Origin of the sequence: Streptomyces dioscori (assembly GCF_003024195.1) — a bacterium.
Classification (GTDB): domain Bacteria; phylum Actinomycetota; class Actinomycetes; order Streptomycetales; family Streptomycetaceae; genus Streptomyces; species Streptomyces dioscori.
Map to the genome: position 1 here is coordinate 16,722 of NZ_KZ679053.1, position 14,830 is coordinate 31,551.

Genomic DNA, 14,830 nt, shown 5'->3' on the forward strand with positions numbered 1-14,830 from the left:
TAAGGCGGCAATTCTGTCAAATATCACCACCCTTCCGTCATGAGGAACTGGGTGAGAGAAGTCCGATGCGCGCCGAAAAGGCATGCGGTCCGGCGATGTCGAATCTCCCGCCCTTGTCGCGGCTTGTCGAAACCCGTGCGCCCTCCGGCCCGTCCATACGCGGTGGGCTGCACCGTTTCGCCGGACTGAAGCCTTGACGGGGCGTAGATCTTCAATACGCTGAAGCGGCTTGAGATTCACGGAGGCGCTTATGGGCAAGGCCCGAACCGGTGCGGTCGCGGGTGCGGCAGCATCTCACGCGTCCCCTGTGGTGGACGTGTGGGCGCGTGTCGTGTTCCTGCGATTGCGCCTCGCGGGGACTGGACATCACTACCGGGGGAGAGGCCCGGTCGTCGCCGGCGGGCCGGGAGAGGGGCGGCCGACGCGGCGTACACCGGGCAGGTCCGGCGGGCGCATGCCTTCGACATTCCGGCGGGTCGGCTGTTCGGCATCACCCCAAGGGGCCAGCGGATTCCGGCGCCCCGGCAGAGTAAAAGGCGCCGTCCATAAAAGCGTCGCCCCCGGAGGGAGAGCGGAAATTTTCATCTCCGACTGAATGTATATCGGTCCGTACGGGTTCGTCCCGAAGGAGTCCGGCCGACTCTGCGGCGATTTCTGCTCCCCATGCGAGTTCCCACCGTCGGCAGCGGTTCACCGTCCGGGAAGCCGCCCTTGAGCACATCAGGCTCCGACCGCCCGGGCATGCACCGGCCCGGGTGTTGCCGCTTCTTCACGCACCACACACCGTTACGGATTCCCGGCCGATCCGGGCAACCCGGTAGAGGCTCCCGCATGAGTGTCCGCCGAGACCGAAAGGTCACACCCCAGTCCGTGAGGACCGCGGAAAGGACGTTACTTCGATGAGTACCGACACTTTGACGAGCACCGACGGCCTGCCCTTGGACGGCGTGACCGTCCTCGACTTCACCCAGGTCTTCATGGGTCCCAGCTGCACCCAGATGCTGGGTGACTACGGCGCCGACGTGATCAAGATCGAGCGCCCCGGAACCGGCGACCTCTCCCGGACGTCCTTCCCGGACCGGGACGGGCTGGACGGGCCGATCTTCCTCGCCATCAACCGGAACAAGCGCAGCGTCTGCGTCGATGTCCGCGCACCCGAAGGCAAGGAAGTGATTCTGAGCCTGGTCCGCACGGCAGACGTGGTGGTGAGCAACTTCCGCGGTGGTGTGATGGAACGGCTCGGTTTCGGCTACGAGGACCTGCGGACGATCAACCCTCGTCTCATCTGGGCCTCCGGCACCGGTTTCGGAAGCGCCGGCCCGTACAGCCACAAGGGCGGCCAGGATGTGATCAGCCAGGCCTACTCCGGGGTGATGTGGCGCCGCGAGTCCCCCGACCTGCCGCTGTCCGTCTACCCCACACCACTGGGCGACTACACCACCGGCATGCATCTGCTGCAGGGCATATTGCTCGCGCTGTTCACCCGGACCAGGACCGGGGAGGGCCAGAAGGTCGAAGTCAGCATGTACGACTCGATGCTGCACATGCAGATGCAGGAGGCCTGCGCGCAGCTGAACCGCGGCTACGAGGTCAACTGGGCCAGCATGCCGCTCAGCGGTGTCTTCCCGACCATGGACGGCGCGGTCTGCATGGTCGGAGCGTTCAAGGAGAACCCGCTACGCGCGGTCTGTGCAGCCCTGGGGATCGACGAGGACCTCTCGCTGCGTGAGGAGTACTCCACCATGGAGGCGCAGTTCCAACGACGCCCGCAACTCCAGGCGATCTTCCGGGAGCGGTACGCCGGCAACGTCACGGATCACTGGATCCGACGACTGGAGGAGCAGGACATCCTCTGCGCCCCCGTGCGCACTCTGGAAGAGGCCCTCGCGGACGAGCAGACCGCGGTCAACGGCATGATCGTCGATATGAACCACCCGGTGGCCGGCAAGGTCAGGGCGGTCGCCGCACCCATCCTCCTCTCCGGCGCCCGCATGGCCGTCCGCCACTGCCCCCCGCAGCTCGGTGAGCACAGTTCCGAAGTCCTCAGGGAACACGGCTTCGACGACGCCCGGATCGCTGCGCTGGTGGAGAGCGGTGTACTGCGGTGACCGCAACGCCCTCCGCGGACGAAGTGCGCCTGGAGATCGACCAGCACGTCGCCCGTGTGACCATCGACCGACCCCACGTGCTCAACGCCGTCGGCGCCAAGACGCTTCAGCACCTCAACGAGGCTTGGGAACGCATCGAGTCGGACCCCGAGGTCCGTGTGGTCGTCGTGACCGGCGAAGGCGACCGGGCCTTCTGCACCGGCGCCGACATGTCCGCCGAAGAGACCGGCAGGACCGGCTTGGAGTACTGGGACGCTCTCGACCCCAACGGTTTCGGCGGCCTGTCCCTGCGCACCACCCTCGACGTCCCGGTGATCGCCCGGGTGAACGGGTACGCCCTCGGCGGTGGCATGGAGATGGTCCTGGGCTGCGACATCGTGGTCGCGGCCGAGCACGCCCAGTTCGGGCTCACCGAGCCCCGTGTCGGACGCGTCCCACTCGACGGGGGAGTCACCCAACTTGTCCGCCGTCTGCCCCACACCCAGGCGATGAGCCTGCTGCTCACCGGGCGGCGGGCGAGCGCGGCCGAGCTCGCCGGGATGGGACTGGTCAACGAGGTGGTTCCGGCCGAGCAGTTGGACGAGGCGGTCGGCCGCTGGGTCGCCGGTGTTCTCGCGTGCGCTCCGACCTCGCTGCGCGCCATCAAGCAGATGGTGCAGCGCACCGCGCACCTGACCAGTCAGGAGGCGCGGGCGACCCGTCTGCCGGCGCTGATGGCAGCCCTGGACAGCGAGGACAGCCGGGAGGGCGTCCGAGCCTTCAGGGAGAAACGCCCACCGAACTGGCCCGGGCACTGAACCGCCGGCGATCAGCGGCAGACCACTGTGGGGGGGGGCGCCCGACTCTGCTCATAGTTTTCGCAGCTCACCGCGAGCCCGTGTTCCGTGCCGTGCTCACGCCGGACGAGAACACGCTCGCGACGGCCATTGCGGACCGGACCGTGCGGTTGCGGGACATCTCCGACCCTCGCTCTCCGCAGCGGGTCGCCGAATCGGCCGGGCACTCGGCGACGGTGGGTACGCCGGTACTGAGCTAAGGGCTGTCCCGTAACTCCCGGCGGGCGCACGACGACAGCTACGGCACCTCGCGGCGTTGCCGGATCGCCCGAATACACCCGGTATGAGGGCGACCCGGCGCCTTGCGATGTCCCGCATCTGACGCCGCGCGCTGATCCACCGGGAGTTACGGGACAGCCCTTAGGCCGGGCGAACCCCGGCGACCGGATCCGACGACGGACGCACCTTTCTGCGGCGGGTGAGCGATCCACGGCGGCCACGGCTGTTGACCCGTCCGCCAACCCGGGTGGGCGCCGTGTCCGGTGTCGTCCTGCGCGGTCACGTGGGCGGAATCCAGGGTGTCGCCTTCTCCTCGGACGGAGACCTGCTGGCGACCGCCGGTCAGGACGGCACGGCGCGTCTGTGGAGTGTCAGCGGGACCCGGGCCGCCGAGCCGTATGCGGTACTCACCGGTCATGGCGACAGAGTGCACGCCGTGGTGTTCGCCTCCGACGGGGTGACACTGCTGACCTCACGTCAGGACCGCACGTCGCGTCTGTGGCCTATCCGCCCGGAGCGGGCCGCCGCGCGGATCTGTGAGTGGGTGGGTCCGCGGATCGTTCGCATCGAACTTCCTTACCCCAGTGTCCAGTTGTGCTTAACCGCCGACTGTGGAACGCAGTGGCTTGTTTTGCCGCCACACCACGGCGTTCCGATCGCGGCGCCTCGAACCGCGCCACCGTCGGCGGGCGCGAACCGAGGACCGCATCCACGTCGAGCGAGCCACTGGCATCCGTGCGGCCCGCCCTGTCACCGCGCCGCGCCGCACGGCGCGAAAGCCGGTCGGATCGGGCGCTGGATCGCCGGCCCGTCCTGGCCTGCCCGCACGGATGCCACTGCGCGCCGCGACCGGTCAAGGTTGCGGACGGGAGACCGCGAGCACACAGGTCCGCGTCCTCCGAATCAGCGCCGCCCTGGCGACCACCTGGCCATTCTCGGGCTCCCACAGCCCTACGCCGCCACGGGCGGCTCCTCCGGACGTCTGTGCAGGACACGGTCCCAGCCAGGGCAAACGACCGCTGGGCCGAATATTTGAAACGTTCCATTGACACGCAGTTCAGTGTGTCTTAATTTCGTTCCATCTCGACGAGGAGTAGATGACGTGAGCGCAGAGAGCAACCCGACAGCATCGCCCACTCGGCAGCGTCTGAGCGCGGAGTACCTCCGCGCGCTGCCGAAGGCAGAGGTGCACTGTCACCTCGAAGGATGCGTGCCTCCGGAGACGGCTCGCCGTCTGGCCGAGGGTCACGGCGTCACCCTTCCTGCCGGAGCGCGCGACGGGGGTGACCGGTACCTCTTCCGCAACTTCGACGAGGGGCTTGAAATCTATGTCGCGGTATCGAAGTCGATGCAGACGCAGGACGACTTCAGGGCGGTCACCTACGACAGCCTTCTCACCGGCGCCGAAGGAGGGCTCCGGTACCGCGAGATCGCCTTCAATCCGCAGAACCACCCCGAACTGACCTACGCAGAGATGATGGACGGGATTCTCGCCGGCGTGCGTGAGGCCCGGGCGAAGGTGGGCGTCGAATCACGGATCGTCGTCGCGATCAATCGCGAACTGGGTGGCGAGGCGGCGCTCGAACTTGTCCGCGAGGTGCTCGCGCATCCCCACGACGAGGTGGTGGCGATCGGCCTCGACTCGAACGAACTGGCAGGACGGCCGTCCGAGTTCGTGGCCGCGTACGACCTGGCCCGCGAGGCGGGCCTCAAGCTGACGGCGCACGCGGGAGAGCACGGCGACTCCACCGAGATGGTGGAGTGCCTGGACCTTCTCCGGGTGGATCGCATCGACCACGGATACGCTGCGCTGCTCGACCCCGAGTTGCTCTCGCGCACCGTCGCTTCGCAGATCCCCTACTCGGCGTGCTGGTTCATCGACTATCCCGAGCTGGAGGTGGAGGGTCGACGCCGCGATGTCGCGGCGATGGCTGCAGCAGGTCTGAACATGTGTCTCAACTCCGACGATCCGGCGCTCATCGGGCCGGAGCTCCATGAGGACTTCATCGACGCGGCCGTGCATCTGGGATGGACCGTCGAGGACGCCGAGAAGTACGCGCTGGCCGGTCTCGACGCCTGCTTCGCGGACGATGTCACCGTCGCCCGCCTTCGCGCCGAGTTCACTGCCGAACTTGAGCGACTCCGCCCGGTCGCCTACAGATCAGACGACAAGTAAGGACAAGACCATGACCGATCAGCGGAATGGCCCCGGTGGCACGATGTCCCGCCGCGGGCTGCTGGGGCTCGGCCTTTCCACCACGGCGGGCTTCGCGCTCGCCGGTTGTGGAGCATCGACGGACACCGGGTCGGGCACCCGGACGGGCGGCGGTCTGGGTCAGCTCGACTACGCCTTCTCCTGGCTGTACGACGTGACACAGGCCGGTCCGTACATCGCAGACACGAGGGGGTACTACAAGAAGGTCGGCTTCCCGTCGGTCAAGTTCATTCCGGGCGGCCCGTCAGCGGTCTCCGTGCTGACCCAACTGGCAAATGGAACCGCGCAGTTCGGTGTCTCGTCACCGACGGAAATCGTCGCGGCGAACCAGAACGGTGCATCGTTCCGGGTCATCGGCGCGCTCTACCAGAAGACGCCGTCCTGCATCGTGTCGCTGCAGAGCAACCCCATCACGACGCCGGCCGGCCTGAAGGGGAAGACGATCGCCGTCGCCAACGCGGACAAGCCCGCGGTGGAGGCGTTCCTCGCAGTCAACGGCCTCAAGGCCTCGGACATGAAGATCGTGCCCTTCCAGTACGACCCCGCCCCCTTGGTCGCCGGTCAGGTGGACGGGATCATGGACTACTCGACGAACTCTCCCATCAGTCTCAAGCAGTCCGGTCACGATCCGGCCGTGATGATGTTCGCCGACTTCAACTACGCCACCATCACCCAGACCTATGTCGCCTCCACGGATCAGATTTCCAAGAACCGGAAGATGCTGAAGGCGGCTCTCCGTGCCGACATCATGGGCTGGAGAGCCAACATCGCGGACCCCGAGGAGGGCGCGACTCTGGCCGTGAAGAAGTACGGCAAGTCGCTGAAGTACTCGCTGGAGAACCAGCTGGCCTGCAACAAGGCGGAGATCGTCCTGATCAGGACCCCCGACACCGAGAAGAACGGCGTCCTGACGGTCACCGAGGCACTCCAGAAGGAGACGGTGGCAACGCTCGGACTCACGGGCGTCGACACGACCACGGACAAGCTGTTCGACATGTCCCTGCTGGCCGAGGTCTACGAGGAACACCCGGAATTGAGGAAGCTGACGTGACTGAACGCAAGAGCATCGGCGAGCAGGTCGAAGCGACAGCAGCGGCAGCCGAGGCCGACAACTTCGCGCGCGACGTCGGAGCGGCGGTACGTCATCGACGGCAGGAGCTGGGAATGGCGAGCAAGAAGCTCGCCGCCCAACTGGGGGTGTCGGCGTCCTTCATCACCCAGCTGGAGCAGGGTCAGTCCTCCATCAGCCTCCCTCGGCTTTACCGACTTGCCGAGTTGCTGGGCACCACACCGAACGGTCTGCTACCCGTCAGCTCCACCTCGATCCTGATCACCAGAGCCGGCACAGGTCAGGAGATGCAAGCGGCGAATCGCAAGGATGCCCAGCGGCCGCGGCTCCTGACCCGAGGTGGCTCGGGGCTGTCACTGAAGGCGCACCGCTATCTCATCGAACAGGCGGACCCGCCGCAGGACTGGTTCGAACACGAGGGTGAGGACTTCGTGTATGTGATCCGCGGGCATCTACGTGTCGAATTCCTGCGAGGCCGCCCGGTCGATCTCGGCCCAGGCGACGCGCTGAACCACGACGGTGACGTCCCCCACCGATGGGGACTCGGCAGCGACGAGCCCGCCGAAGTCCTCATCGTCAACAACTTCCAACACTGAGAGTGAGGGAGCCCGAATGCCTGCGCAGGTAGATCAATCGCATGCGAAAACGCCCGCTGGAATCGAGCTTCACGACGTCACGAAGACCTTCATGGCGAAGCGGCGGCGCGTCGACGCTCTCGGCGGCGTGAGTCTCACAGTGGACCGAAACCAGTTCGTCAGCCTGATCGGCCGATCGGGGTGCGGGAAGTCGACCGTGCTGCGCCTGCTCGCCGATCTGGACCGTCCGACCGACGGCACCGTATCGATCCATGGCCAGAGCCCCTCGGTCGCCCGTAGGAGCGGGCGCCTGGGAGTCGCGTTCCAGGACTCCGCGCTGCTGCCGTGGCGCACCGTCACGGACAACATACGGCTGCCGCTCGAAGTGGCGGGCCGGCGCCCCGACCAGTCAACCATCCAGGATGTTGTCGAGTTGGTGGGGCTGCGCGGTTTCGAGGGAGCGCGGCCGAACCAGCTGTCCGGCGGGATGCGGCAGAGGGTCTCGATCGCGAGGGCTCTCGCCTTCGAACCGGACGTCCTCCTGCTTGACGAACCCTTCGGCGCACTCGACGACATGACCCGGCAGCGGATGAACCTCGAACTCCAGCGGATCTGGACGAAGAGACCGGCCACCACACTGCTCGTCACCCATGGGATCTCCGAAGCGATCTTCCTCTCGGACGTGGTCGTCGTGATGACGCCGCGACCCGGCCGCATCCTGCGCACGGTCACGATCGACCTGCCGCGACCCCGGGTGCCGGAGATGACGCGGAGCCCGGAGTTCGGCCGTCTCGTCGACGAGCTGAGTGAGCTGCTCTTCGAGGAAGAGACGGCCGCTCGGGTCGACGCGGCCGAACCGCCTGCCGAGCGGAGCGCCTGAGATGACCTCGACGGACACACCTCATGGGCTCGCGGTGGCACCCGCGGGGCCGCCGCCGACGCGGCGGCCCGCCAAGGGGCCCCGGCGCGTAGAACGCGAGGTCCCGGGTGCCGTGTGGACACTGGGAGGAATCGCGCTCGCAGTCGGGCTCTGGTGGCTGGTCGCGGTCTCCGGGCTCCTCCCGTCCGGCTCGGTGCCATCGCCGCCGAGCGTGGCCGAGGACCTGATCGAGAATCTCTCGTTCTACCTCACCAATGCCGCCCCCACCCTCGTGACGGCGCTTGAGGGCTTCGCGATCGCTGTTGTCATCAGCCTCGTGTTCGGTGCTGTCGGATCGTTGACCGGGCTTCTTGAGCGCTCGGTCTCCCGCGTCGCTCTTGCGGTCTACTGCCTGCCGCTGCCGGCACTCCTTCCGTTGATTTCGAGCCTTGCGGGCGCGGGCCAGCCTACGAGGATCACGATGGCGGTCCTGTTCTCGTTCTTCCCGATGCTCATCGGGGTGATCGCGGGTCTGCGTGCGACGCCGGCGGACATGGCCGCGATCGTGCACTGCGCGGGGGGTGGCCGTCTGCAGATCCTCCGCAAGGTCGGACTCAGGGCGGCGCTTCCGAACATCGTGGCCGGCATGCGTATCGCCGGCCCGGGAGCGTTCCTGGGAGCGCTCGTGGCCGAGTTCAGCGGCGCCGACGACGGCCTTGGCGTGGTGCTCGTCGTCAGCCAGCAGAAGCTGCAGACCGCGCAGACCTGGGGCGTCGCCATCGTCGCCACCGTGATCGGCGGGCTCCTCTATGTGGCGATCACGGCCATGGGCCGCTGGCTGCACGTGGACCCCGTCGAGTCCCAAACCTCGTTCGGGGCGGTGCCCGGCGCCGGCCTTCTGCAGCGTGTGGCCGAGTTCCTCACGCCCGCCGTCGCGCTGATCGTGATCTGGGTCGCGATCATCCAGTTCGGGGGTGTGAGTCCCCTCGTGTTCAAGTCCCCACTCGACGTGCTGGACTACCTGGTCGGCAATCCGGCTGCGGCCACGCACCGCAGCGCGTTGACGACGGACTGGCTGGTCACCATGCGCGACATGGGCATGATCTTCGGAGTCGGCATGGCCGCAGCGATCATTGCCGGATGCGTCCTGGTGAGCTTTCCCGCCCTGCTGCGCCTGGGTCTTCCGCTGCTCCTCGCGTCGCAGTGCGTTCCGCAGATCGCCTTCATCCCGCTACTGGTCGCCATCTGCGGTCGAGGAACCGCGTTCATCATCGTCACGGGGCTTCTGGTGGTCTTCTTCCCAGCAATGATCGTCATCGTCACAGCGCTGGAGGAACGGTCGCGATCCACCCTTGACCTGGTCAGCGTCTACGGCGGTGGCCGCTGGGCGATCCTCCGGTTCGTCAGGATCCCCGGAGCCGTTCCGGGAATCCTGAACGCCGGGCGGATCAGCATCCCGCTCGCGCTTTTCGGCGCGGTCGTCGCCGAGTGGCTCGTCACCGGGAACGGGATCTCGGAGGCCATGACGACCGCCACGACGACCTTCGACTACACCCGGCTCTGGGCAGACGTGGTCGTCGTGACCGTGACCGTGATCGTGCTTTACGAGGTCGTCGCCGTCCTCCACGAACGTGCGCGCCGACGGTTCTCGGTCTGACGACACCCGTGTGCCCGGCGCCTTCCACCCCCGCCCGGCCGCACTTCGGCCCGTAGGCCGAGGCATCGCTAAGGAGACATCACAGAATGGTCCGTTTCATCGGCCCCGACAACGACGCGTACGTCGCGAGCGTCACGAAGCACATCAAAGAGTACGAGGAACTCACCGGCGAGAGCGTGACACTGGAGATCATCCCCGAGACGGATTACGTGACGAACAGCCTCGACGCGCTGCGCGGCCGGCTTCGCGGTGAGTCCGCGCCGGATGTGTTCGTGTCGGGACCCGTCTCGATGTGGAAGCTCGCAGGCGAGGGCATCGTCGAACCACTCGACGCGTATCTCGACAAGTGCGGCGACGACTACCGGCCGGAGGACTTCCTGCCGTCCTTGCTGGCTGCCAACCGCTGGTCGGGGGTGCGGGGGGACGCCCTCGGAACAGGTCCCCTGCTGGAGATCCCGGTCAACTGGGAGACGTACAACCTGGCGTACCTGCCGGATGTGCTGGAGCGAGCGGGTCTCAGCGAGCCGCCGTCGACGTGGGAGGAGTACTTCGCCGCGGCAGCGCGGATCGCGGAGAGCGTGCCCGGCGTCCGCGGTTTCGCCCAGCGAGGCACCGACACCTGGCACACCATGTACACCGGATACGCGACCCAGGTCTGGTCGTACGGTGCGACCGACTTCGACGACGCGGGCCGCAGCGCACTCGCCAGTCCGGCGATGCTCGCGGCGACCCGTGACTTCCTCGCGGCGGCGCATGTGTCGGGGCCGACACGGTTCCCCGGCGGGCACTGGCTCGAAGTCGCCCGCGACTTCGCGGCGGGCCGGTACGGCATGATCGTCGACTCGGACCACTACGTCGCCTTCTTCGAGGGAGCCGACTCGGCCGTTCGCGGGCGGGTCGCCTACACCAGGCCGCCGCTGGGGCCCGGTGGAGGGCGAGAGGCGAACATGTGGACCTGGTCGCTCGCGATGAACAGCGCCTCGAACGACAAGACCGGCGCGTGGAGGTTCATCGAGTGGGCCAGCTCGCCGGCCTTCCTCGCCCGGGCGGCGCTGGAGGGCAACATGAACCCGACCCGGCAGAGCACGTGGGACGACGACGCGTTCCGTGCCGCGGCCTCCGGGTGGAACGGCTTCGGTGACAACAGCCTGGAGATTCTCCGGACGACCGCCCGAGTGCTGCCGACTCCCATGCCGGAGTACCTCGATGTCGCGAGCATGTGGTCGGCGGCCATCGTGGAGGCGTACAGGCAGCCGGATGCCCTTGAACGTGTCTTCAGTGAGACCGCGAGCCGCATCGATCGGTTCCTGGGCGGGGATCGGACGAGCGCGTCGTGAGGGTCGGTGTGGTGGGCGCGGGCCGGCACGCGAACAGCGCCCTCTACCCGTCGATCCTTGAGGCCGGTCTTGATCCCGTCGCTGTCTGTGCCCGGACGCCGGAGCACGCCGCAAGCACTGCCCGACGTTGGGGCGCCGATGCCCACCACACCTCGGTCGAGGACATGCTCGCGGCCGGTGGTCTCGACGGGGTAGTGGTCGCCGTCCCGCCGAGCGCCTACCGGCCGATCCTCGCCCAGTGCATCGAGGCTCGGATCCCGGTCTTCTGTGAGAAGCCGGGCGGGCGATCCGCGGCGGAACTCCGGGAACTTGCCGGCCTCGCCGCCCGGGCACAGACCGAGGTCGTCGTCGGATACATGAAGCGGTTCGCGCCGGCGTACCGGAGTGCTCGGGAGGTGATCAGCTCCGACGAGTTCGGCTCACCCACTCTCGCGCATTTCACGTTCGCGATGGGGCGTGTCGACGAGTACCTCGCCGATCTTCATCACTATTTGATCGACAACCCGGTGCACATGATCGACCTGGCACGGTACCTGGTGGGAGAGATCGGCGAGATTTCCGCGGTCCTGAACGTCGTGCCGGCTGTCGGTCTCAGCGTGAGTGTCGTCGCCCGGGCGGAGGGAGGTGCGGCGTGCTCGTTCGACTTCTGCACCACCGCCTCCTTCGCACACCGGGGTGAGTTCGTCGAGGTCTACGGACAGGGAGACGCAGTCCAGGTCGACAACGTCGACACCTGCACGTACCGTCCCGCCGACGGTCCGGCGGAGGTCCGGCGTCCCAACTACACCCTGCCGACGCCGTCGAACTCCGGCTGGACCGTGATGGGGTTCGTCCCCGCGCTGCAGCATTTCCGCGATGTCGTGGCGGGCCTCGCCGACAACCGGTCCGATCTGGCGAGCGCCGCGCGGACGCTCGAAACCACCGAAGCCGTCTGGCATCGGCTGGAGCCGGCCTGGTCGGCACTGCGGGTCGAGTGACGGCGTTCGCGCCTTCTACCGGTCGATGACGCGCCGCTGGAGGCAGGGTTCCCCTCGGACCAGCAACCAAGCCGCAGAGACAGGGCAGGGCCGGGAGTCACCGCCCTCCCGGCCGTGCGTCGTGCGCGATGTCAGCTCGCCTGTACGAGCCCCAGCGCCACGTCCACGATCATGTCCTCCTGGCCGCCGACGAGCCCGCGCCTGCCGACCTCGACGAGGATCGTGCGGACGTCGACGCCGTAGCGCTCGGCCGCCGCCTCCGCGTGCCGCAGGAAGGAGCCGTAGACCCCGGCGTAGCCGAGAGTGAGCGTCTCGCGGTCGACACGGACCGGCCGGTCCTGCAGCGGGCGTACGAGATCCTCGGCCGCGTCCTGGAGCGCGAAGAGATCGCAGCCGTGCTTCCAGCCGTTGAGGTCGGCGACCGCGATGAACGGTTCGATGGGGCAGTTGCCCGCGCCCGCGCCCTGACCGGCGAGGGAGGCGTCCACGCGGGTCACGCCCTCCTCGACCGCGATCATGGAGTTGGCGACCGAGAGGGAGAGGTTCTCGTGGGCGTGGATGCCGATCTCGGTGGCGGGGTCAAGCACGTCGCGGTAGGCGCGCATCCGCTCGCGCACGCCGTCCATCATCAGCCGGCCGCCGGAGTCGGTGACGTAGACGCAGTGGGCGCCGTACGACTCCATGAGCTTGGCCTGCCCGGCCAGCGTCCTGGCGTCGGCCATGTGGCTCATCATCAGGAAGCCGGACACGTCCATGCCCAACTCGCGTGCGGTGGCGATGTGCTGGGCCGAGACGTCAGCCTCGGTGCAGTGCGTGGCGACCCGCACCGATCGCACCCCGAGCGCGTACGCCTGCTTGAGCTCCTCGATGGTGCCGATACCGGGCAGCAGGAGGGTGGTGAGACGGGCGTTCTTGACGTGAGCGGCCGCCGCCTCGATCCACTCCCAGTCGGTGTGGCTGCCGGGGCCGTAGTTGAGCGAGCCGCCGGCGAGGCCGTCGCCGTGGGACACCTCGATGCCGTCGACGCCGGCCGCGTCGAGCGCGGCCACGATCCGGCCCACCTGCTCGGGCTCGATGCGATGCCGGATGGCGTGCATGCCGTCCCGCAGGGTGACGTCCTGGATGAACAGCTTGTCGGTGCTCATGCGCCGGCTCCCTGAAGTTCGGTGGCGCGGGCGGCCATGGCCTCGGCCATCCGCAGGGCCGCGCTGGTCATGATGTCGAGGTTCCCGGCGTAGGCGGGGAGATAGTGGGCTGCGCCCTCGACCTCCAGGAACACGGACACCTGGTGGGTGGCCGCGGCCTGGGTGAGGGTGTGCACCGGCTGGTCCGCGGGGACGGGGGTGATCTGCACCTGTTGCTTGAGGCGGTAGCCCGGCACGTACGCCGACACCTCGTCGACCCGCTGCGCGACGGCTGCGCGGATCGCCTCGTGGGCCGCCTCGTCGGGCGCGTCCACGAGCGCGAGCACGGTGTCGCGCATGATCAGCGGCGGCTCGGCCGGGTTGAGGATGATGACCGCCTTGCCGCGCTCGGCGCCGCCGACCGTCTCGATGGCGTGGCTGGTCGTCTCGGTGAACTCGTCGATGTTGGCGCGGGTGCCGGGACCGGCGCTCTTCGAGGCGATCGAGGCGACGATCTCCGCGTACGGGACCGGCGCCACCCGGGAGATCGCGGCGACGATCGGAATGGTGGCCTGGCCGCCGCACGTCACCATGTTCACGTTGTCCGCGGCGACGTGGTCGGCGAGGTTCACCGCGGGGATCACCATCGGGCCGATGGCGGCGGGGGTGAGGTCGATGAGCTGCTTGCCGTACGGGGCGAGCGCGTGCGCGTTGGCGATGTGCGCCTTCGCGGACGTCGCGTCGAAGACGATCCTGATGTCCTCGAAGCCGTCCATGGCGATCAGGCCCTGGACGCCCTGGGCGGTCACGGGGACCCCGAGCCGCTCGGCGCGGGCGAGCCCGTCGGAGGCGGGGTCGATGCCGACCATCGCGCCCATCTCCAGGCTTTCCGACAGGCGCAGCACCTTGATCATCAGGTCGGTGCCGATGTTGCCCGAGCCGATGACGGCAACCTTGGTCTTCATGCGGAGGCTCCTTCGTCGCCGGAGGCGTGGAAGCGGACGGAGACGGAGCCGAGACCGGTGATCTCGGCGCTGAACACGTCTCCGGCCGCGGCGGGCACCATAGGACCGAGCGCGCCGGACAGCACGACCTGGCCCGCGCGCAGCGGATCGCCGACGTCACGCGCGGTGCGGGCGAGCCAGGCCAGGGCGGCCAGCGGATCGCCCAGACAGGCCACGCCGCTGCCCGTGGAGACGGTTTCTCCGCCCCGGTCGAGGGTCATGGCGGCCTCCACCGGCTCGAAGTCGGTGAGCGGCTTGGCCGGTGTGCCGAGGACGTAGAGCGCGGAGGATCCGTTGTCCGCGACGGTGTCGCCGAAGGTGATGTCCCAGCCGGCGATCCGGCTGTCCACGATCTCCAGGGCGGGGACGGCGTGCGCCACGGCGGCCCGGATCTGCGCGGCGTCGAGCGGCCCCTCGGAGAGGTCGGCGCCCAGGACGAACGCGATCTCCGCCTCGACCTTCGGCTGGAGCAGCGCGCCGACCGGTACGGACGCCCCGTCCGCGACGCTCATGTCCGCGAACAGCACGCCGAAGTCCGGCTGGTCGACACCCAGTTGGCGCTGGACGGCGGGGGAGGTGAGGCCGATCTTGCGGCCCGTGACGCTGCCGCCCGCTTCGAGGCGGCGCGCGGTCAGCAGCTCCTGGACGGCGTAGGCCGCCTTCACGTCGTCGCTGCCGATCAGATCGCGCACCGGGGGACAGGGAACACGGTCGGCGGCGGCGCGCAGCAGACGATCGGCCGCCTGCGCCACGGCGTCGTCGCCGGGAGAGAAGTCGTTCATGCCCACAGCTTGAACATGGGGGCCGTCCTGCGCCCAGCGATGAGTTCTGCCTCGCGGAACCGGTCCGC

General features: G+C 68.3%; 14 protein-coding genes. 11 read left to right on the forward strand and 3 right to left on the reverse strand.

What is annotated here, in order from left to right; genetic code table 11:
- Positions 1-899: 899 nt before the first annotated feature.
- The 11 genes from C6Y14_RS33400 (at position 900) to C6Y14_RS33445 (ending at position 11,852) form a co-directional block, all read left to right on the forward strand.
- Positions 900-2,108, forward strand: a complete 1,209-nt coding sequence (locus C6Y14_RS33400; RefSeq protein ID WP_107020624.1) for a CaiB/BaiF CoA transferase family protein — start codon at positions 900-902, stop codon at positions 2,106-2,108.
- Entirely contained in the window at positions 2,105-2,905 is an 801-nt protein-coding gene (locus C6Y14_RS33405; protein ID WP_107020625.1) for an enoyl-CoA hydratase-related protein, read from the forward strand. Before C6Y14_RS33400 ends, C6Y14_RS33405 begins: the two co-directional genes overlap by 4 nt.
- An 80-nt stretch (positions 2,906-2,985) precedes the next feature.
- Entirely contained in the window at positions 2,986-3,144 is a 159-nt protein-coding gene (locus tag C6Y14_RS44290) for a hypothetical protein (protein WP_159074356.1), read from the forward strand.
- Positions 3,145-3,419: 275 nt separating this feature from the next.
- Entirely contained in the window at positions 3,420-4,199 is a 780-nt protein-coding gene (locus tag C6Y14_RS45935) for a WD40 repeat domain-containing protein (RefSeq protein ID WP_159074376.1), read from the forward strand.
- Between the two features lie 66 nt (positions 4,200-4,265).
- Positions 4,266-5,339 (forward strand): adenosine deaminase, encoded by a 1,074-nt coding sequence (gene add, locus C6Y14_RS33415; RefSeq protein ID WP_225891399.1) that lies wholly within the window; start codon positions 4,266-4,268, stop codon positions 5,337-5,339.
- A 10-nt stretch (positions 5,340-5,349) separates the two neighbouring features.
- Positions 5,350-6,429, forward strand: a complete 1,080-nt coding sequence (locus tag C6Y14_RS33420; protein ID WP_159074357.1) for an ABC transporter substrate-binding protein — start codon at positions 5,350-5,352, stop codon at positions 6,427-6,429.
- Entirely contained in the window at positions 6,426-7,043 is a 618-nt protein-coding gene (locus tag C6Y14_RS33425; RefSeq protein WP_107020629.1) for a helix-turn-helix domain-containing protein, read from the forward strand. Before C6Y14_RS33420 ends, C6Y14_RS33425 begins: the two co-directional genes overlap by 4 nt.
- A gap of 91 nt (positions 7,044-7,134) precedes the next feature.
- Positions 7,135-7,902 (forward strand): ABC transporter ATP-binding protein, encoded by a 768-nt coding sequence (locus C6Y14_RS33430; protein WP_107020630.1) that lies wholly within the window; start codon positions 7,135-7,137, stop codon positions 7,900-7,902.
- Between the two features lie 211 nt (positions 7,903-8,113).
- On the forward strand, positions 8,114-9,538 hold the full coding sequence (locus tag C6Y14_RS33435; protein ID WP_159074358.1) for an ABC transporter permease: 1,425 nt from the start codon (positions 8,114-8,116) through the stop codon (positions 9,536-9,538).
- 86 nt (positions 9,539-9,624) lie between these two features.
- Positions 9,625-10,875, forward strand: a complete 1,251-nt coding sequence (locus tag C6Y14_RS33440) for an ABC transporter substrate-binding protein (RefSeq protein ID WP_107020632.1) — start codon at positions 9,625-9,627, stop codon at positions 10,873-10,875.
- The gene (locus tag C6Y14_RS33445; RefSeq protein WP_107020633.1) at positions 10,872-11,852 is read left to right on the forward strand and encodes a Gfo/Idh/MocA family protein; all 981 of its coding nucleotides are present in this window, start codon (positions 10,872-10,874) and stop codon (positions 11,850-11,852) included. The genes C6Y14_RS33440 and C6Y14_RS33445 overlap by 4 nt, the downstream gene beginning before the upstream one ends.
- A gap of 131 nt (positions 11,853-11,983) precedes the next feature.
- Here the strand turns inward: C6Y14_RS33445 and dmpG are convergent, their stop codons facing one another.
- From dmpG to C6Y14_RS33460, 3 genes are read right to left on the reverse strand one after another with little or no spacing between them, the layout of a single operon-like run.
- Positions 11,984-12,997, reverse strand: a complete 1,014-nt coding sequence (dmpG, locus tag C6Y14_RS33450) for a 4-hydroxy-2-oxovalerate aldolase (RefSeq protein WP_107020634.1) — start codon at positions 12,995-12,997, stop codon at positions 11,984-11,986.
- Positions 12,994-13,941: an acetaldehyde dehydrogenase (acetylating) gene (locus C6Y14_RS33455; RefSeq protein WP_107020635.1), complete on the reverse strand. Its 948-nt coding sequence runs from the start codon at positions 13,939-13,941 to the stop codon at positions 12,994-12,996. The genes dmpG and C6Y14_RS33455 overlap by 4 nt, the downstream gene beginning before the upstream one ends.
- The gene (locus C6Y14_RS33460; protein WP_107020636.1) at positions 13,938-14,762 is read right to left on the reverse strand and encodes a 2-keto-4-pentenoate hydratase; all 825 of its coding nucleotides are present in this window, start codon (positions 14,760-14,762) and stop codon (positions 13,938-13,940) included. Before C6Y14_RS33460 ends, C6Y14_RS33455 begins: the two co-directional genes overlap by 4 nt.
- Positions 14,763-14,830 lie beyond the last annotated feature (68 nt).